Source organism: Pseudomonas sp. RIT-PI-r (genome assembly GCF_001297015.1).
Classification (GTDB): domain Bacteria; phylum Pseudomonadota; class Gammaproteobacteria; order Pseudomonadales; family Pseudomonadaceae; genus Aquipseudomonas.
The window spans coordinates 31,051-50,761 of the sequence record NZ_LIGE01000003.1 but is presented as its reverse complement, the minus strand read 5'-3'; the positions used below and the strand labels follow the sequence as shown (position 1 = coordinate 50,761).

The following is a 19,711-nucleotide window of genomic DNA, read 5'->3' as shown; positions in this document are numbered from 1 at the left end:
TTGTACAGTTGTTTTCGACCGGGATCAAACGCAATTTTCGATTTGCCCTAGTTCGACGCCTGCAACCAGACGGACGGTGCCTGCCCGAGGATCCGCCGGAACATCGTCGAGAACGCCGCCGGGCTTTCATAACCGAAGTCCAGCGCGATGCGTGTCACGGCTTGACCCGAGGCCAAGCGTGGCAGCGCCAGAACCACGCAAGCCTGCTGACGCCATTGGCTGAAACTCAACCCGGTTTGTTGGCGAAACAGTCTGTTGAAGGTGCGCAAGCTTATGTGTAATTGGTCAGCCCACTGCTGTGGCGCTTGGTGGGCGTACGGCTGATGCAGAAAGTTCTGACACAGAGACAGGAGCTTTCCGTCGGTTGGTAGCGGGATGTGCAACGGCAGCGGCGCACTGCGCGTCAGTTCATGCAGCAACAGATCGATCAACACGCCGTCGCGTCCGCCCAAGTCATAGGTCAGCGGTAACTCCACCGCCTCCATCAGCAAATGCCGCATCAGCGGCGACACACTGATCACCTGGCAGCGCTCCCCCAAATCCACTGCACCGGGTTCGATGTACAAGCTGCGCGTGCTGACCCCAAGCATCAACACCTCGTGCGCCACCCCCGGCGGAATCCATACCGCGCGCTGCGGCGGCACCACCCAATTGCCGTCATGGGTGCTGACCTGCATCACCCCGGTCGCGCCGTACAACAACTGCGCCCGCCGATGCGTGTGAAAAGGCAGCAAGTGACCGTGGGAATAATCCGTACCGATCGCTACCACCGCACGCGGGGTGTCATCCAGCAGATTGATCGAAACATTGCGCATCAGGCGTTTCCCAGTGGTTGGCGTAAACGCAAACATTATTGGCTGACTTGCTGAAGCAGGCCAAGCGCTGCCGCTCTATCGTCGAGCGCTCTCCCTACACGGACATCTCGATATGTTCTATTTACTGCTGACCCTCTTCGGTTGCCTGACCGGCATTACCGCCGTGCTGTTCGGCTTCGGCGGCGGTTTTGTCGTCGTGCCGCTGCTGTATCGCCTGCTGACCGCCAGCCACGGCGCCGATGACCCGATCGGCCAATCGGCAATGCACATCGCCGTCGCCACTTCGACCTGCGTGATGATCGTCAACGCCCTGATCGCCACCGACAAACGCCGCCGCGCCGGCAACCTGATCCGTCATTACCTATGGCCGTTGGGTGGGTTTATCGGCTTGGGTGCAATCGCGGGTGCAATGGCGGCGGTGTGGGTCAGCGGCGACGTGATTCGCTACGCATTCATCGGCTACCTCGGCGTGACCATCGTCGACTGCCTGCTGCGACGCGGCTTTCTCACGCAAAACTCAGACGTCATCCCACGCCGACTTGGCGCTACGGAAATTTCCGCAGGCGGTGTAGGCATCGGCGCCATCGCGACGTTTCTCGGTGTAGGAGGCAGCGTCATGACCGTGCCGCTGTTGCGCCGTTGTGGCTTGAGCATGTCGCAAGCGACGTCCATGGCCAATCCGTTGAGTGTGCCGGTGGCAGTGGCTGGGACGCTGACGTACATGGCGCTGGCCGGGTTCAGTCAGGCTGACTTGGGCGCGTGGTTTGTCGGGTATGTGGATCTGCTGGCGTTTGCGGTGCTGACGGTTGGCTCGCTCATCGGGATTCGATTGGCCGCGCCATGGATTGGACGAATCCCGGATCGGGTGCATGCCTGGGTCTATATCGGGTTGCTGATTACTGTGCTGCTGTGCATTTCGCTCAAATGAACCATTGCCAGGCTACAGCGGAAGAAATCAAAATCGGTAACTGAGCGCCGTCCTCCAGCAACTACCAGAGAACCCGGATGTTGATCTTCAATTGCACCGAAGCCGCCAGCAAATTCTTCAGCCGTGTTCACAAGGGCAAAAAGATCACGCCGGTGGATGCTAAACCGCCGTCCGCAATCATTGAAGATGATGAGCTGAGCGGCGCTGACGAGCAGTGGCTGGTGCACGCGATAACGGTACAACGCAAGCACGTGCTGCTGGCCATTCACATAAAAACCCGCTATTGCCTGATTTTCGCTGATGCGAAAAAGGCTGACACAGAAGACTTTGTTGATCGATTCGTGGATCGTTGGGTCAAGGGGATAGTGATCAACGCCCATCATCATGGCCTCGGGCAGTGGCTTAACCCTGAGTTGATGTTGGCGCGGCTGAAACAAACTTGTGAGCATCAACGGTTCTATCGACGTAGCCATCGCAGCGCGCAAAAACACATTGATGAGATTGCATGGAATTTCCAGGACAAGGTCGCCCATACGGGGACTTTGCCACCGGATGAAGTTACTGCGATGGTATTCGACGAGCAAATGAATGACACGCCCAGGAACAGCAAGGGCGCCAAGTCTTACTACTTTCCGGATGAGGAAATGGCGCTTCACTGGCTGCGTCATTACTGCTTTCTTGATGACGTCCAGCTTCATGCTGCCAAGGAACGTCGCCAACAAATGGCTCGGGAAATTGCGGCGCTGGAGCACGAAGCCTGGCTTAAAAAGTACGAGCAAGAAAACTCGAATAGTTAAGCGGCGCCGGCCATAATCCGCAGCGTATTTTTAGCGCCGGCGCCTATGTGCCGACGCGTTCTCCGACTCCTTCAAGGATTGATTCATGCTCAAGGGACTGATGCGCCTGGCGCCATATGCCGCGGCGCTGTTCACACTGATTTCCACTGCCCATGCCGAAGATGGCCGTCGCGTATTTACCGGCACATTGGGCAAGACGGCGATTGTTGTTGAACTCGACACCACACAGCAGGACGAAGTCACCGGCCGCTATTTCTACGAGAAATATCACCGTGACCTAGCCCTCAGCGGCTCGCTACAAGACAGCACGTTGAACCTCGTCGAAGGCAATAACCGCTACGGTGACGACAAGCCGCTGCCAACCTTGAAGCTGGAAGAAACCGGCAGCGGCTGGCAGGGCGAATGGCAAAGTCCGCAGGGCAAGAAGTTGCCAGTGAAACTCACCGAGGCCAGACTTCCCGCGCCCACCTCAGCAACTTTACCTTTCATTGCCGCACTGCCATACGGCGAGCCTTACGAGTATTTGCGCCTGCAGGGACTCAAGCTCAAACCGGCGAAGAAAGAAAACTTCATGGGCTACGACCTGCAATGGTGGACGGAGCCTGAGACAAAGATTTCGCTGTTCAGCGTGGAGTCTGGATTATCGAAAGATGATCAGCAACGGGTTAACCAGCAGTTACTCGGACGCCTCTGGAATGAAGTCATCAGTTACCACAGCTGCCAGTTGCAGGGCGGCGAAAACGTCGAATTCATGCAGCAGGCAGAGCCGAAAATGATCTCGCCTGCCGTGGTCAGCCTGAACATCTCGACCAGTTATTACTGTGGCGGCGCGCATCCTGATTTTCGCGATTCACCCCTCAACATTGATGTAAAAACCGGCCACCCATTGTCACTCGAAGATGTCTTTTGGGTAGGTAAGGGCACGCCGATTTTGCATGCTGAGCGCGACAGCCTGGGCGACAAACCTCTTAGCAAGGCCGAAAGTGACGCGCGTTATCAGTATGAAAGCAAAGAGTTGGTACCTTGGGTGATCAAGCAATTCGCCTCCCTGTACCCCACAGAAATGAAAACACCGACGGGAGATGACGACTGCAACTTCCAGGATGAGAGCATCTGGGGCACTTCACCTTGGTACTTCACCGAGAAGGGCTTGTACCTCGGCGCCTACTTCGCTCGCGTACAACGCTCCTGCGATAGACCCGACTGGTCGATCCTGCCGTACTCACTCGTCAAACAACACCCCGGCGCCGTCAAACTGCAACTGCCCCAAAGCTAATCATTACTCCAAACCCGGCGCTTCACGAATAATGAAGTGATCCAGGTTCTCGATATTGGCATTAAAAACCTCGAAAGGCTTTTCGGGGTTTTTCTTGCCGGGCACCTGCTTCAACTCCGGCGTCACCCCATAGAAGAAACAGAACAACGCCTTGTCGCTATCGACCGCGTGCTTGATCTCCTCCAGAAACGCCTTGCGCTTGCGGTAGTTGTCAATCAGCTTCTTGTTGAGATAAACACTGACCGGATACGGCTTTTTCTTGCTGTCCTCGGGCTTCTTGAACCAGACCTTGTCCTCGAAATCGATACGAAAACTGGCACTGTGGAAGTCCTCGATCTTCTTGATCCGCCCCCAGTAAATCAGCCCCTTGTTGTCCGTCAGATACTCAATCTTCTTGAAGAACGAACTGTACGGCGCCGAATGCTCGCCGACCTTCAACGGCATTCGCTTGAGCAACTCCTTGTCCGCGAAGTTGGAAACAAAACACTCCACCGGATGCGCAAACACACTGGTCTTGTCCGGCGCCGACTCACGACCCGCCGACTCTTTACCACTCTCCGCCGCCGCCCGCACCGGATCATCGCGCAACACATCCGCCGCCCCCGTTGGCGCGACAGGCTTGCGCAAATACTCACGCCGGGTCAGTAACAACTCCGATGGGAAGTGTTCCTCACGCCCGTCATCCACCGCGCCATCCGCCGTCTCAACGCCAGATGCCGAAGCCTTCAAACTCACATACGGACAACCCGCCACATGCTGTGTAGTGGGCAGATTCTTGAAGTGCGGCGTGCGCACGTAATTCACATTCTTGGCGTTGAACGTACCCAACTCATTGGAAGCCTCGAACGCCGAACGACAGGCATCGTTGGGGCACTGGAAGCGTTCCTTCGCAGAGTCAAACGCCACCGTCTCATCGAAATTGAGATCGCGAACATCATAGATCGACAACTTGTCGTCGAGGCTGAGGCAGTAGGCGAGATCGAATTTCATGGTGGGGCTCGGGTCCTTGAGTGGGGGAGGGGTATTAATAGCGGGAGGTGGCGCGGGTTGCACTGATTGTTTTCAGGATGATGCAAAACCTGTGGGAGCAAGACTGCTGGGGATTCTCGGCATCAATCAGTTTTCAATACTCACACCGCCATTGCAGGTCACGCTTCACCATGTAGAGAGGGAGCTTGCACCCGTTGGGTTGCGAAGCAGCCCCAAGCATTATGAGGCACAAAAAATCCGCTGCTTGAACCTCAAGCAGCGGATCTTGAAACCCTCAGCAACCACGCAACAATCGCGAAGCCCTACGCCACCAGGATTCCTGCCGATTGAACGGATCCTCCGCCAACAAACAAGGCATATCCCGCAATCGAATCCACGGCTCGTCCTGCCAGTGCAACGTACTAAGCGACATTTGCGGCCAGCTCAGAACACTCAACGTCGGACGCTCAACCGAGCGCGCCGGGCGAGCATCACGCAGGGCGGGCACAACCTGATGAGTCAGCCACTCGCGAAGCTGCCGATGCTCAGGACAGTAGTGATAAATCAGCAGCGCATACACGCCGGACTCACTCACCATCATGTGGTCCTCCGCTTCGCCATAGGTCTCCACGCGCATCATCTGCTGCTGATCAGCGTCGAGTTTACGCAATTGGCGCTCATCAAGATGTTTGCCCATCAACCGGCCCAGCTCATGGACACAGAACCACGCTTGGTTCTCAACCAGAAGGGCGTGCAAATGGGTTTTGTTGCGGACGAAACGAGTAGGAAGAAGTGGTTCAGACATGGCATGCCTCCTGACCAAGAGGCACGGGATTCGAACGGCGGGTACAACGATTCACCTTCATCATGAAGGTTTGATATCCAGGCATTTCCATTTACCTCTGGCTGCTTTCTTAGGGCATTCGTTAGGGTGTCGGGAGCTAAGAAACCCACCAGAGACGGGCCGGACATATTCCCCTTTCGGGTCTTGTATTCGCCCACTCCCGACATAACGGGATTTTTCGCAGACGTAGAGAAACCGCAGACGAAAAAAAGCCGCATGACTGTCGGGTGCGGAGGACCGCTCTGGTTTGTAGAGTTTCTTAGGCTCGGAGCTGAGGGTAGGGGCATCAGGGATGGTCGTCAACCAGCGACTTTTCCTACTGGCCCTGAGGTGAAAGGAAACCTGGACAAAGATGCGGAGTAAATTATGCTGTGTTTATATCCAGTGCTTGATCGCCATCGAATCCCGCAGCTCCCACATCCGTGTAGCCATGACTCATCTCACGGAATCCAGGAAATTTCATTTACTTTGAAGTTTTGCGGGCTAGAATGGTGACCATTCGTCACAGCTTTGACCCAGAGGAATTTCGGGCTCATGAATCTTTTTGAAACACCGTCTTTTGAATCCTTGAGCGAAACAACCTCGGGTTCGTACGAGCCTGATACTCATCCCGTGACTGACCTGGCGCTGCTGCACAAGCTCTTGGAGATCTACGACCAAGGGCAACTGGCCGAAATTCTCAACGACGTAAGCCCGAGCCACTGGTGCCGCGAAACCATCAATCGCTGGATCAAGGGAAAGGCCTCGCCGAAGCTCTCCCATATTGAGTTCACTCGTCTCAAGGATCTGCTACCCAAGCGCTTGAACCACAAACCTTCATTCACCTTTATTGATCTCTTTGCCGGCATTGGCGGCATCAGGAAAGGGTTTGAAGCCATCGGTGGCGAGTGCTTGTTCACATCCGAATGGAACAAGTACGCCGTTAAAACGTACAAGGCGAACCACTACTGCGATCCTGCTCGTCATCGCTTCAATCTCGATATCCGCTCGGTCACGCTTTCTGACAAACCCGAAATCAGTGACGGGGAAGCCTACAAGAATATTGATCGTGAAATTCCTGATCACGATGTTCTGTTGGCAGGCTTTCCATGCCAGCCGTTTTCGCTTGCAGGTGTTTCCAAGAAGAACTCCCTAGGGCGTAAGCACGGTTTCGAGTGCGAGACCCAAGGCACTCTGTTTTTCGATGTGGCGCGGATTATCGCCGCAAAACGCCCGGCAGCTTTTTTGCTTGAAAACGTGAAAAACCTGAAAAGTCATGACAAGGGCAATACGTTCCGGATCATCTGCGAAGCGTTGGATGAACTGGGCTACGAGGTTGCAGATGTAAATGCGCCAAAGGGGTCAGATCCCAAGGTCATTGATGCCAAACACTTTGTGCCGCAGCATCGTGAGCGAATCGTGCTGGTCGGCTTTCGTCGTGATCTCAATGTTCACCAAGGGTTCACTCTGCGCGACATTAGCAAGTACATACCGAAGCAGCGACCTAGCTTCGGTGATCTGCTTGATAAGGAAGTGGACGAAAAGTACATCCTTACTCCGAAGCTTTGGGACTACCTCTACCGATACGCTGCCAAGCATCGTGAGAAGGGCAACGGTTTTGGTTTTGGCCTGACTCGTCCAAACGATGTTGCTCGTACACTCTCGGCGAGATACCACAAGGACGGCTCGGAAATATTGGTTGACCGCGGTTTTGTGGAAAGCCTGGATTTCAACAGTGAACTTAATCAGATCAATCGGCCGCGTAGGCTTACTCCCCATGAATGCTCACGTCTTATGGGTTTTGACAAGCCGGGTGAGAGCAATTTCGTGATACCTGTATCTGATACTCAAGCTTATCGGCAGTTTGGAAACTCAGTTGCGGTGCCGGTTTTCGAGGCCGTGGCGCGGTTGATGAGAGACAGAATTTTGGCAGCAAAAGAAAAAACAAATGATACGGAACGTCCGCAACTGGAGTTCTCTCTTCCTGAGTAGATGGATGGAAGAGTTCAACGGTAGGATTCAGCGCGTGTTCATTCGAGGATCTACGATTAGACCCTCTGATAAGTTGCAGTTAACGATTTCATCCTTTGCGCATTTCTTTGGGTGATCGCGGGGGCGAGCTAACCCGCATAGAGGGGTGGTCTTTTGGTTGACGTCGTGGATGTCGCAACACGATCTAGGATGATGTCTGGCATTCAGGGGCGAAATACCAAGCCGGAAATTACCATCCGCCAAGCGCTGCATGCGCGCGGCTTCCGTTTCCGTTTACATGTTGCCTCGCTTCCGGGTAAACCCGATCTGGTATTGAAAAAGTATAAGGCGGTAGTCTTTGTGCACGGCTGCTTCTGGCATGGTCATACTTGCCGATATTTTAAAATTCCAAAAACGAGAGCTGATTTCTGGTTGGATAAAATCAGGAAAAATCAGGTGAGAGATCAGTTACAAATAAACTCTTTGATGGAGCAAGGCTGGAGAGTACTTATCGTTTGGGAGTGCGCGGTGAGGTCAATAAAGAGAGAGAAGTCGCCGATTTTGTTTGATCTTATTATTGCTTGGCTAGTTGACGGTAATGAGCTTTCAGAGATTGACGAAAACGTATGTTTGGTAACGCATTTGTGATTTTTGAAGGTTTCCCCCCCTTTTGTATCTGTCAAAAGCAGGGAGCACTCCTGACCTAGCGAGGCTGCGCTTTCGGCGCCGCAGCTAAATCAGCGGCGTGATCGGTCGTTTTTCGACAGCTAGATCTCCAGAAGTGAACACATCGATCGCAATGAACTGTGTGGCGGAAGGGACTGCGCAAATTGGGATGGCGCCAAGCCATTAGTAGAGATGATTCGAAAAAACTCAACCTGCATGCTATAGATATTCAAAGTCGAATATCAAAATGTTGGCGAGCACCCACGATATGGATGACACGGAGGTTATGGCTCTGGTTACTTGGGAAATTCTAGGTGCGGAGCTTTGGTTGGTCGATCCCTCCGGGAGAAAGCGTGTTCCATCGGCGGGGGAGATTTATAGTGCATTAGTCGAACACCTGCCCGCTGAGGCTTGGATTGCCACTAGTGTCGATGGCCTTGGGGTATCGCGTTATCCGCTGACACCGTCCTTGGTGATCCAGGGAAACAAGGATGGAGTTCCGTACTATTCAATTTCTGCGTCCAGTCGGGGGGCGACCCTAGAGCTTGTACCGAAAGATTTGGAGCGTGGTCATACCATTGTTGATGGCATCTGGTATCCGATTGAACCGGTAACCAGCACTGAAGTTTTAGAGTTGCTGCGCAGCACAGGTATTACTGTTGGTGCGGCACATTCGCTCAAAGCATTCCTCGCTGTCCGCAAGGTGGCAGCAGATGGTGGTCCTGTTGAGGACCACATGGCGGAACGGCCAATTTCACCCCTTGTCTTTTCTCCGATATCGGACGATCTCCCGGTTGGTGTGAAAGCGAAACTCTATGACTATCAGCTGGCAGGCTGGCGGTGGCTAAAGTTCCTCTTGGCGGAGGGTTTAGGTGGGCTGCTGGCTGATGAAATGGGGCTAGGAAAAACGCTGCAAATTATCAGTGCCCTGAGTGATTCAGGAGGAGCGCCGCTCCGGCCTGCGTTGATCATTGCTCCCGGTTCGATTCTTGAAAACTGGCGACGCGAGATTGACAAGTTTGCTCCACATCTAAAAGTGCTCAAGCATCATGGCCCGCAACGTACGGGTCGTCCCGCTGAGTTGCAGCGCTATGACGTAGTAATCACGTCGTATGACAACACGATTGGTGATAATAGTCTTTTCAATATGATCCGCTGGCGGGTCGTTATCCTTGATGAGGCTCAGTTTATCCGGAACCCGAATGCTCAACGCACGCTTGCGGTGAAGCGTCTTAAGCGGGATGCAGGATTGGCGGTGACCGGTACCCCTGTTGAGAATAGGTTGCTCGATATCTGGTCTATCATGGATTTCGTACTTCCGGGACAGCTCGGAGATGTGAAAACTTTTGAGGCGCAGTTTACGGACAATGTTGACAGTGCGGCGCAGCTAGAACCGTTAGTGTCACCGTTAATGTTGCGGCGTCGCGTTGCAGATGTAGCCCAAGACCTACCACCACGTATCGATATTCCTCAAGTCCTGGAACTGGATACACATGAAGCGGTTGCATATGACGCAGAACGTGAACGCATTAATGTCGAATATGGTACTGCTGCAACGCTGGTCGCATTGACTTCACTTAGGCGTTTTTGCGCACATCCAAGCCTGATGGATGTTACCAACAGCTTGGACGATCCAATGTCTTTCTCTAAATTTCGTCGATTAGATGAACTTGTGGAAGAAATCTTCGAGAAGGGCGAAAAAGTCATCATCTTTACATCTTTCACAGCAATGGCGGACTTAATTGCGCGGCATATCGAAACGCGGTATGGAACCTTAGCCGGAGTCATTGATGGACGCCTTGCGATCAATGATCGTCAACCCTTAATCGACAAATTTAGTTTAGTCATTGGAGGGGCCGCCCTTGTGCTTAATCCGAAAGCAGGAGGGGCAGGCCTCAACATCACGGCCGCGAATCACGTCATTCATTACAATCCAGAGTGGAATCCAGCCATGGAGGATCAGGCTTCGGCTCGCGCATATCGGCGCGGACAAAAATTGCCAGTCACTGTGCATCGTTTGCTGATGGCGGATACCGTCGAGGACGTCGTGGATGATCGTCTGAGGAGAAAAAGGGAAATTTCAGGCGCCGCGGTTATTGGCGTTGAGGGCAAGGAGGATGACTACGGCGATATCGTGGCTGCCCTAAGTCGCTCGCCATCAAATCGGAAAGGACGCTAGTTTATGGAAGAGAAACGGATTGTGAAGGTGCTGAGCGCTAACGACACCGGAGAGACCGGAGGCCATCAAGCTGGAATTCTTGTTCCCAAGGAGCCCTTTCTGCTTTCATTTTTCCCAGTACTCAATAACGCCGAGTATAACCCGCGCGTCCATATTAATTTTCTTGATTCCAGTGGCGAATATTGGGAGTTTGCCTTTATTTACTACAATAACTCCAACTTTGATGGTACTCGTAATGAGTACAGACTTACTAGAATGACGAAATACATACGGGAGGCAGGCCTCGTCGCCGGTGACGAGCTAATTTTGTCGTACGAAAGTGATCGTTATCGAGTTTCTTATAATCGCAAGCACAAGGCGAAGGGTACGGGCAAAGTCTTGCTGCTCGGCACCGGCTGGCGCGTAGTCCAGCTCTGAGGAAGGGAAATGATGAGCAATATTGAAGAAATCGAACTGCCACCTGATCCAGAGCGAGTCATAGTTGGCCTTCGGGACACAGGTTATGAATTAAACACTGCGGTTGCCGATATTGTGGACAATTCGATCGCAGCTAATGCGTCGGTGGTTCAGCTTTGGCTAGCGGCCGATATGAAGGGAAATATCCGCTTGCTGATTGTGGATAATGGTGACGGAATGGACCGCCAAGGCTTGCTGAATGCCATGCAGTATGGCTCGAAGGCCCGGCCCAGCAGAGCTAGTCTCGGCAAGTATGGCCTTGGACTCAAGACCGCATCGACAGCTTTCTGCAAGCGTCTATCTGTCATCTCGCGGCCAGACGGGACGACTCCAGCTATGATGGCAACGTGGGATTTATATCATGTTGCCAAGGTCAATAAGTGGTCGCTGCTTCTCAGCGATACTTGCGACCAAGAGGCGCTGGAAATGTTGAATTCTATAGCTCCAGATCATGCTGGGACTGTGGTCCTTTGGGAGAACGTGGATCGCCTGATAAAAGATTACGCAGACCCTTCAGGAAAACACGCCCGCAAAGCACTACAGTCGAAGGAAGATTCTTTACGGCAGCATTTGGCGATGGTTTATCAGCGATTCTTGGACGTCAACGACGATCGCGCTCCGAGTGTCGTCATAGAACTTAACGGTAAGCCGATCCCACATTGGGACCCATTTCAACGAAGTCTCTCTGAGCTGCTTGCCGAAGAATCGATAGAAACGGTATTACCGGACGGGAACATTGCCTCCTTCACCGTTCGTGCTTTCATTCTGCCGCGCCGAGAGGAGTTTCCGAATGACAAGCTCGCAACAGCTGCACAGCTATCTAACGATCGACAGGGCATCTATATCTATCGTGAAAACCGACTTATTCATGATGCTGACTGGTTGGGGCTTTACCAGAAGGAGCCGCACTCGACTTTACTACGCGTCGAGTTCTCATTCGATCATCGACTGGATGATGCCTTCCACCTCGATATCAAGAAATCGCAGATTATCTTGAATGAGGACCTCGCAGTTTGGCTACAAACGCAATTCCTTCCCGCGCCTCGTCGGGAAGCAAATCGTCGCTCCCGTGAGGGCCAGCAGAAAACGATCTCAAAAAAGGGAGAAGGTGCGCACGACACCTCCAACAACAATATTCGGAACCGAGAGGCCGCAGCAGGCGGTCCGCAGGTCAAAGTTGCCGACCTCACTACCGGCGAAGCTGTAATAGAAAATAGGTATGGCACAACTCGGCTGAAACTTGTGATCACTTCTGCCAAACGACCTGGCGAAGTCTTCGTACAACCGGTGGATGGAATCAACAATGGTCTTCTGTTCCAGCCTGCACTAATCGATCAGCATAAGGCCGTACAAATCAACACGAGTCATCCTTATTATCATAAGGTCTATGTTCCAAACCTAAATCGCAGCGTTACGATGCAGGGGCTCGACTCTTTAATGTGGGCGCTAGCTGTAGCGGAGCTGTCTACATTGCAGGACAGTACGGCAACGATGCTTAAGGATATGCGCTATGAAGTTTCGCGTATTCTGGAGAAGTTAGTAGAGACACTACCTGAACCTGATATGGAGAAGGGTGATAATGACGCTTGATTCGCGCTCGCTCGCGGAGCGGGTATCAGCAGAAATAGGACTTTCGCTCACTGGTACGGAAGGACAAGACGGTGATGGCTGTCGCTGGTTTGAATTACTGCCGGCAGGGCATCCTGTTAGTCAGACATTTACAATTCGAACTATCGTAGGTTGGCGCCGAGTAGATGTGTATTTTCGGCCTGGTAACTTCGCTGTAGACCTTATAAATGCAATGAGTTCTGCTGATGAAAGTTGCCGTCACACCTTTCTAGCCATACTTGCTACCTGCTGTGATGCAGGGGCGGAAGTTCTCCTTACGATAAATGGTACTGCTCGTGATCCTGAGGACGAAACGATATGGGAATATCAGTGGAGAAGCCTTGGGTTGGTGATCGGTAAAGGGATGCTGGCCATCAATGGGGGGGATGCCGAAACTGACATGCGCAAGATTGAGCATTGGACGTCCCGCTTGGCTGCCGCAATTGTTGCCCTTCTTCCTTTAGAGCCTGAAGAGGCTGCGGACAAATCGCTGGAAGTAATTGGGCTGCCAGAAGGGGCGAAGACGCAAATTGAGGTCAATCGCTATGAGCGCGACCGTCGCAATCGCGCGGCTGCGATTGCCATTCATGGGTATGCCTGCAAAGTGTGTTATCTCGAGATGGGCGCACGTTACGGGCCCACCGCGGCAGGTTTAATTGAGGTCCATCATGTTACACCGGTATCAAAAATCGGTCCCCGGTACATTGTTAACCCCAAGACCGACCTCATACCACTTTGCCCGAATTGTCATTCGGCTGTGCACCGACGTTCCCCGCCATTTACTGTCGTTGAACTCCAAGAAATACTGGAGCAACGTAATAAAGGCAATTGAACTATGGATGTCTAGCGAGTTAATTTTTGCTTGCTCGGACAAAAGAAATATAGCTGCCGATATCCATCAGCCATTCCTGCTGATTTGCTGTGTATGTGGGCATCACTTTTTTGGGAACCACAAGTTGGAGATTGTAGTTCTCCATTTCATTGGTTTGATGCGTGCTGATTGCCGGTTCTAGGGTGAGTAGATGTTTGCGCTTGACTCGAACGGCCTCTGCTAATACCTGCCGCCAGCGATCTTTACAGCTGGATTTCGATGCTAGCATTATTAATTTCGCCTCAGGATAAAAGCTATCGTGATATTGGGCTTTGCCCGGGAAAAGGAAGTCGGCTTTGGAGCGGTTTTCTGTAACTACTTGCCTCTCAAATGTAAGTTGGTGAGCTTCAAAAACTGCCGCTAGGTGGTGCTCGAGTGCATAACCTACCCTGGACTTTCGACGGTTCTGCACACTTAGCGAGAAGTCAATGAAGTGGTCAACACTCTCGAAGCCAGCATCTAGCTGTTTCTGGACAATCTCCCGCTCAAGTGTACGAAACAGGACTTCTTCATGCTCCATCCAAGCGATTAGAGCACCATCTGGGTCAATAAAAGGATCAATTTTTGGCTTGCAAGTCCTTCGCGCAAAGCTGCTAAATATTGCAGTTTTTGGAAAAACCAACCCAAATTTCTTGATGAGTTTGTTCAGCCAAGTCTCGTCATCGAGGCGGACTTCAAGACCTAGCGATTCAAGAATCATCGCCTCGGCCATAGATACAGCTCTATCGATATCCACTTGCTGGACTCTGAGTTCATCGTCGCTTGGCATGGCATCAATATCGAACAACCAGCGTAACTGGCGTTCAGCAGTAGAGCCTTTTGGAGCAATAATTACCCATACCGTATTGCTCGGCTGCTTAGCGAAAATGCAGAAATCACCTTCTAACATTCGTGAAGTGACGGCATTGTTAGGATAGTAGAGGCGATATTCTTCCCCTTTTCGTTTTGTTTTGCGGCGGGGGTCGTACCAGCTTAGCCGACCTGAGGCACGAAGAGGCTCACTAGAATCATCATCGAGGTAGAGAAACTCGCCATCGAAGCGAGCGATGGTCATATCCGGATTGCCCAAAATATTAATGAGCTGGTTGGAACCGATTTCGTGTTGATTCGAGGTGCCAGATGCACTGGTATCTACCCCAGACAGGTACTTGTAGGCTACGCCGGTAAAATGTTGCCGGAGGCTTTCCATGCTTGTGTCTCACCGCCCAAAGCCGGCGAGGATAGCCAATCTACGATCTGTTCTACAACAGGCGTATAGCCTACCTTTCAGCTTGGCCTAGATATATCTCTGGCAACTTTTCAATCTTGTATAAAAAAGCCTCGGCCGTAGCCAAGGCTTTCAGTTTTCGATTCAGCTCGCGGCTGTCAAATCGTGGCTTGTTTTGGAATCAATCCCAGCTCAACGCCCCACCAGTCTGATATTCAATAACCCGAGTCTCAAAGAAATTCTTCTCTTTCTTCAAGTCCATAATCTCGCTCATCCAAGGGAACGGGTTAGTCGTCCCTGGATACTCTTCTTTCAAACCAATCTGCGACAAACGACGGTTAGCGATGAACTTCAGGTAGTCCTCCATCATCGCCGCGTTCATGCCCAGTACGCCGCGAGGCATGGTGTCACGCGCGTATTCGATCTCCAGCTGCGTACCCTGCAGGATCATCTGGGTCGCTTCTTCCTTCATTTCGGCATCCCACAGGTGTGGGTTTTCGATTTTGATCTGGTTGATCACGTCGATGCCGAAGTTCAGGTGCATGGATTCGTCGCGCAGGATGTATTGGAACTGCTCGGCGACGCCGGTCATTTTGTTGCGGCGGCCCATGGAGAGGATTTGGGTGAAGCCGCAGTAGAAGAAGATGCCTTCCAGAACGCAGTAGTAGGCGATCAGGTTGCGCAGCAGTTCTTTGTCGGTGTCCGGGGTACCGGTTTCGAACTTCGGATCGGAGATCGAACGGGTGTACTTCAGGCCCCAGGCTGCCTTTTTGGCGACCGATGGGATCTCGTGGTACATGTTGAAGATCTCGCCTTCATCCATGGCCAGCGATTCGATGCAGTACTGGTAGGCGTGGGTGTGGATCGCTTCTTCGAAAGCCTGGCGCAGGATGTACTGGCGGCATTCCGGGTTGGTGATCAGGCGGTACACGGCCAGGACCAGGTTGTTGGCAACCAGGGAGTCGGCGGTGGAGAAGAAGCCGAGGTTGCGCATGACGATGCGGCGCTCGTCATCGGTCAGGCCTTCCGGGTTTCTCCAGAGGGCGATGTCGGCGGTCATGTTGACTTCTTGCGGCATCCAGTGGTTTGCGCAACCGTCCAGATATTTCTGCCAGGCCCAGTCGTACTTGAATGGCACGAGTTGGTTGAGGTCGGCGCGGCAGTTGATCATGCGCTTTTCGTCAACGGCGACACGGGCGGAGGCGCCTTCGAGTTCGGCGAGGCCTTCGGCGACGTCGAGGGAGTTCAGTGCAGCCTTGGCGCGGGCGACAGCGGCGGAGTCGTCGGCGGTCACGGCGCGGGCTTCCAGCGCTGCGGCGCCGCCGGCGTTGTCGAGGCGGTCCATGTTGGCTTCAGTAGCGTGGCCGGCGTTGGCGCCTTTCACGGTTGCTACTTCACTGTCTTCTTTGTCGAATTCGTCCCAGCTCAGCATGACGTGTCGTCTCCTGCGTGAGGGCCTGTCGCCCCGTGTGAAACCTGATTGGTTGGTTTTTCACACGGTCGTACAGACCGCGTTGGATCTAAAGGAATCGTTCTTTGCAGCAGCTAAACGCAGGCATCAAACAGAATTTTGTACGGGTTTCCGAGAGCCTCTGACGGGCGCAATCAGTGTTGGACACTGCTGCGGGGCTTCAGAATGGCTTTTGATCCCTGTAAGGGAATATTGCTGACCCGATTAGGGCGGCATTATAGGGAAAAAATTGTGCTCGTGGGGGAGGGCGAAAGCGCGCAGGGCGGTCGAGCGGGAGGGCGATTTGAGTCGGAGCGAGGGTTTACAGGGCTTTCGCCGATGTTGGCGTCTGAGAATTTTTTTTGATTAATTTTTTCGTCAGGCTTTGGTTGCTCAAGAAATGAGCAAAAAACTGCGTTTTTCACTATATCTTGTGTTTTACAACCCTTTTGACCGACTCCAGACACAACTGAGCCCGACCGAAGCCGGGCTGGAATCGACCCTCAATGAAGCGCTGAGAGATCCAATTCGGTGCAGTCTGCAATCATCAATTGGTGCAGCCGTTGCCCATGACGCTGTAGCGCAGGATGTGGCGCTGGCCTTTGGAGTCGTCGTACTCCATTTTTGCCGGTACTACTTCGCAGACGTTCGGAATTTCACTCATCGATACAACGTTGGCGATGTCCAGATGGGTGGAGTAAGTGTATTCCTCGATCACCGGTTGTTGCTGTGCGACATCAGTCGGGACCTCATCTGCCATGGCGGTTGCGCACAGACTGCTGAGGGCCAGAACCAATAAAGCTTTCATTTCAAATTTACCTTTTTGAGGTCGAGTGGGGTCACGCAACCTTTATGGGGTTGCGTGTGTAACTTCATCGTTTGCGGTTGTTACTTGAGAGCTGGATTAACGGCCTTCGTGGGGGCTGTAACGTTGTTAATCGCGTTTGCCTTGTTGGCGAGGTGAATTTTAGGGAGAAGGGGCGGGGGTAAACAGAGCGGGTTTTGATAAACACCTTTGGCAGATTTGGTAACAATCGCTTGAGATGGGGTGGTGACTGGATTGCTGGGCGGGTGATTTGCCTGGGGGACCGAGGTGTCTGATTCGCTTGCAGGCAAGCTCCCACAGGGGATTGGGGATGTTTGGAGGATCGGTGTAAGGGCCGCGTTACGGGTATCTGGATGTTTTGTAGGGGCTTGTTACTACCATCGTCGAATGGTTCTATGGCCCCCGCCCCGTTACAACGGGGTCATACAAAAACAACTATTACACCGAGGTAGGAAAGATGAGTGCGGCTTCTCTGTATCCCGTTCGTCCCGAGGTTCTGGCTAACACGCTGACTGACGAGGCGACCTACAAAGCCATGTACCAGCAGTCGGTCGTCAACCCTGACGGCTTCTGGCGCGAGCAAGCCCAGCGTCTTGACTGGATCAAACCTTTCACCACGGTCAAACAGACCTCGTTCGACGATCACCATGTCGACATCAAGTGGTTTGCCGACGGCACCCTGAACGTTTCCTACAACTGCCTCGACCGTCATCTGGCCGAGCGCGGCGATCAAGTCGCGATCATCTGGGAAGGCGACGACCCTTCCGAAAGCCGCAACATCACCTACCGCGAACTGCACGAACAAGTGTGCAAACTCGCCAACGCCCTGCGTGGTCAGGACGTACACCGCGGCGACGTGGTGACCATTTATATGCCGATGATTCCCGAAGCCGTGGTCGCCATGCTGGCCTGCACCCGGATCGGCGCGATTCACTCGGTGGTGTTCGGCGGTTTCTCGCCGGAAGCCCTGGCCGGTCGCATCATCGACTGCAAATCGAAAGTGGTGATCACCGCTGACGAAGGCATTCGCGCCGGCAAGAAAATTTCCCTCAAGGCCAACGTCGACGACGCGCTGACCAACCCGGAAACCAGCAGCATTCAGAAAGTCATCGTCTGCAAGCGCACCGGTGGCGACATCAAGTGGAACCAGCATCGCGACATCTGGTACGAAGACCTGATGAAAGTGGCGGGCACCGTCTGCGCGCCGAAAGAGATGGGCGCGGAAGAAGCGCTGTTCATCCTTTATACCTCCGGCTCGACCGGCAAGCCGAAGGGCGTGCAACACACCACCGGCGGTTATCTGCTGTACGCGGCGATGACCCACGAGCGCGTGTTCGACTACCGTCCGGGCGAAGTCTACTGGTGCACCGCCGACGTCGGCTGGGTCACCGGCCACAGCTACATCGTCTATGGCCCGCTGGCCAATGGCGCGACCACGCTGCTGTTCGAAGGCGTGCCGAACTACCCGGACATCACCCGGGTGGCGAAGATCGTCGACAAGCACAAGGTCAACATCCTCTACACCGCACCGACCGCGATCCGCGCGATGATGGCGTCGGGTCAGGCTGCGGTTGAAGGCGCGGATGGCAGCAGTCTGCGTCTGCTCGGTTCCGTGGGTGAGCCAATCAACCCGGAAGCGTGGGATTGGTACTACAAGAATGTCGGCAAGTCGCGTTGCCCGATCGTTGATACCTGGTGGCAGACCGAAACCGGCGGCAACATGATGAGTCCGTTGCCGGGTGCGCACGCGCTGAAGCCGGGTTCGGCGGCACGTCCGTTCTTTGGTGTGGTGCCGGCGCTGGTCGACAACCTCGGTAACATCATCGAGGGCGAAGCTGAAGGCAATCTGGTGATTCTTGATTCGTGGCCAGGTCAGGCGCGTACGCTGTATGGCGATCATGATCGTTTCGTTGATACCTACTTCAAGACCTTCCGTGGCATGTACTTCACCGGTGACGGCGCGCGTCGTGATGCCGATGGTTATTACTGGATCACCGGGCGTGTCGATGACGTGCTCAACGTGTCCGGCCACCGTATGGGCACGGCCGAGATCGAGAGCGCGATGGTTGCGCATCCGAAAGTTGCCGAGGCTGCTGTAGTCGGTGTGCCGCATGACATCAAGGGGCAGGGCATTTATGTCTATGTCACGTTGAAGAATGGTGAGGAGCCGACCGAGCAACTGCGTCTGGAGCTGAAGAACTGGGTGCGCAAGGAGATCGGGCCGATTGCGTCGCCGGACGTGATCCAGTGGGCACCGGGGCTGCCGAAGACGCGTTCGGGCAAGATCATGCGCCGCATTCTGCGCAAGATTGCCACGGCGGAATATGACGGGTTGGGGGATATCTCGACCCTGGCAGATCCGGGTGTGGTGCAGCATTTGATTGATACGCACAAGACCATGAATGTTGCTTAAGTAGCAGGTCTGAGAAGAAGAAAGCCCCGTCCGGTTTTGCCGGGCGGGGCTTTTTTGTGTCTGGGGGTTTTGTGGTGGTTGGGCTGGCCTCTTCGCGAGCAGGCTCGCTCCCACAGTTTGACCGAGTACCTTCAGGCAAAATGCAGATCCCTGTGGGAGCGAGCCTGCTCGCGAAGGCAATTTGTCAGGCGCTGGTGTAGTCCGCTGTCGGAACGCAGACCCGACCAACCAATAATTATCGATCTCCCCCGTAAGACCTTTCCCGCTGTTACCCGCCGCGTTCCACGTAACCGAATGTGTAACCGCCCGCCCCGCGACGGGGCGTAGGGAAACGCATCGCCCCGTTTTAGAGCCTCAAAAGCCCCGCTGAAAAATAAGACCCAACGCTGCGCTTGCCGGATTAGAAGGGTTTGCGAATAATAGGCCCGCAATTTGCAGCATAGATCGGTTCACTGT

Annotated in this window: 16 protein-coding genes; 10 read left to right on the top strand and 6 right to left on the bottom strand. The window is 53.6% G+C overall.

The annotated features are described in order from the left end of the window. Positions 1–47 precede the first annotated feature (47 nt). Positions 48–815, bottom strand: a complete 768-nt coding sequence (locus AK821_RS00245; RefSeq protein ID WP_064387599.1) for an AraC family transcriptional regulator — start codon at positions 813–815, stop codon at positions 48–50. Between the two features lie 112 nt (positions 816–927). Between AK821_RS00245 and AK821_RS00240 the strand changes: the two genes are divergently transcribed. From AK821_RS00240 to AK821_RS00230, 3 genes are all read left to right on the top strand, one after another. Then, the gene (locus AK821_RS00240) at positions 928–1,743 is read left to right on the top strand and encodes a sulfite exporter TauE/SafE family protein (protein WP_064387598.1); all 816 of its coding nucleotides are present in this window, start codon (positions 928–930) and stop codon (positions 1,741–1,743) included. A gap of 77 nt (positions 1,744–1,820) precedes the next feature. Next, positions 1,821–2,540: a DUF6933 domain-containing protein gene (locus AK821_RS00235; protein ID WP_064387597.1), complete on the top strand. Its 720-nt coding sequence runs from the start codon at positions 1,821–1,823 to the stop codon at positions 2,538–2,540. An 85-nt stretch (positions 2,541–2,625) separates the two neighbouring features. Then, on the top strand, positions 2,626–3,816 hold the full coding sequence (locus AK821_RS00230) for a hypothetical protein (RefSeq protein WP_064387596.1): 1,191 nt from the start codon (positions 2,626–2,628) through the stop codon (positions 3,814–3,816). Positions 3,817–3,819: 3 nt separating this feature from the next. Here the strand turns inward: AK821_RS00230 and AK821_RS00225 are convergent, their stop codons facing one another. Both AK821_RS00225 and AK821_RS00220 read right to left on the bottom strand, forming a co-directional pair. Beyond that, positions 3,820–4,806 carry a hypothetical protein gene (locus AK821_RS00225; protein WP_064387595.1) on the bottom strand — a complete coding sequence of 329 codons (987 nt, stop codon included), beginning with the start codon at positions 4,804–4,806 and terminating at the stop codon, positions 3,820–3,822. Between the two features lie 274 nt (positions 4,807–5,080). After that, positions 5,081–5,590: a BRO-N domain-containing protein gene (locus AK821_RS00220; protein ID WP_064387594.1), complete on the bottom strand. Its 510-nt coding sequence runs from the start codon at positions 5,588–5,590 to the stop codon at positions 5,081–5,083. Positions 5,591–6,163: 573 nt separating this feature from the next. Between AK821_RS00220 and dcm the strand changes: the two genes are divergently transcribed. The 6 genes from dcm (at position 6,164) to AK821_RS00190 (ending at position 13,320) form a co-directional block, all read left to right on the top strand. Next, positions 6,164–7,600 (top strand): DNA (cytosine-5-)-methyltransferase, encoded by a 1,437-nt coding sequence (gene dcm / locus AK821_RS00215; protein WP_064387593.1) that lies wholly within the window; start codon positions 6,164–6,166, stop codon positions 7,598–7,600. A gap of 192 nt (positions 7,601–7,792) precedes the next feature. Beyond that, positions 7,793–8,227: a very short patch repair endonuclease gene (locus tag AK821_RS00210; RefSeq protein ID WP_442965565.1), complete on the top strand. Its 435-nt coding sequence runs from the start codon at positions 7,793–7,795 to the stop codon at positions 8,225–8,227. 265 nt (positions 8,228–8,492) lie between these two features. Continuing rightward, entirely contained in the window at positions 8,493–10,424 is a 1,932-nt protein-coding gene (locus AK821_RS00205; RefSeq protein WP_236708288.1) for a DEAD/DEAH box helicase, read from the top strand. Positions 10,425–10,427: 3 nt separating this feature from the next. After that, positions 10,428–10,841, top strand: a complete 414-nt coding sequence (locus AK821_RS00200; RefSeq protein WP_064387591.1) for an EcoRII N-terminal effector-binding domain-containing protein — start codon at positions 10,428–10,430, stop codon at positions 10,839–10,841. Between the two features lie 12 nt (positions 10,842–10,853). Then, a complete protein-coding gene (locus tag AK821_RS00195) occupies positions 10,854–12,470 on the top strand; it encodes an ATP-binding protein (RefSeq protein WP_064387619.1) in 1,617 nt (538 codons plus the stop codon). After that, positions 12,460–13,320 (top strand): HNH endonuclease, encoded by an 861-nt coding sequence (locus AK821_RS00190; RefSeq protein WP_064387590.1) that lies wholly within the window; start codon positions 12,460–12,462, stop codon positions 13,318–13,320. The genes AK821_RS00195 and AK821_RS00190 overlap by 11 nt, the downstream gene beginning before the upstream one ends. Before the next feature lie 19 nt (positions 13,321–13,339). Here AK821_RS00190 and AK821_RS00185 read toward each other — a convergent pair whose 3' ends face one another. The 3 genes from AK821_RS00185 to AK821_RS00175 all read right to left on the bottom strand — a co-directional run bounded on the left by AK821_RS00185 (position 13,340) and on the right by AK821_RS00175 (position 16,824). Then, positions 13,340–14,548, bottom strand: coding sequence for a type II restriction endonuclease (locus AK821_RS00185; RefSeq protein ID WP_064387589.1), 1,209 nt, complete (start codon positions 14,546–14,548; stop codon positions 13,340–13,342). 199 nt (positions 14,549–14,747) lie between these two features. Then, on the bottom strand, positions 14,748–15,998 hold the full coding sequence (locus tag AK821_RS00180) for a ribonucleotide-diphosphate reductase subunit beta (RefSeq protein ID WP_064387588.1): 1,251 nt from the start codon (positions 15,996–15,998) through the stop codon (positions 14,748–14,750). A gap of 565 nt (positions 15,999–16,563) precedes the next feature. Further along, complete coding sequence (locus AK821_RS00175; RefSeq protein WP_008084846.1) at positions 16,564–16,824, bottom strand: DUF2790 domain-containing protein; 261 nt, start codon at positions 16,822–16,824, stop codon at positions 16,564–16,566. Positions 16,825–17,299: 475 nt separating this feature from the next. On the opposite strand from AK821_RS00175, the gene acs reads away from it, so the two are divergent. Further along, positions 17,300–19,255 carry an acetate--CoA ligase gene (acs, locus tag AK821_RS00170; RefSeq protein ID WP_034153332.1) on the top strand — a complete coding sequence of 652 codons (1,956 nt, stop codon included), beginning with the start codon at positions 17,300–17,302 and terminating at the stop codon, positions 19,253–19,255. Positions 19,256–19,711 lie beyond the last annotated feature (456 nt).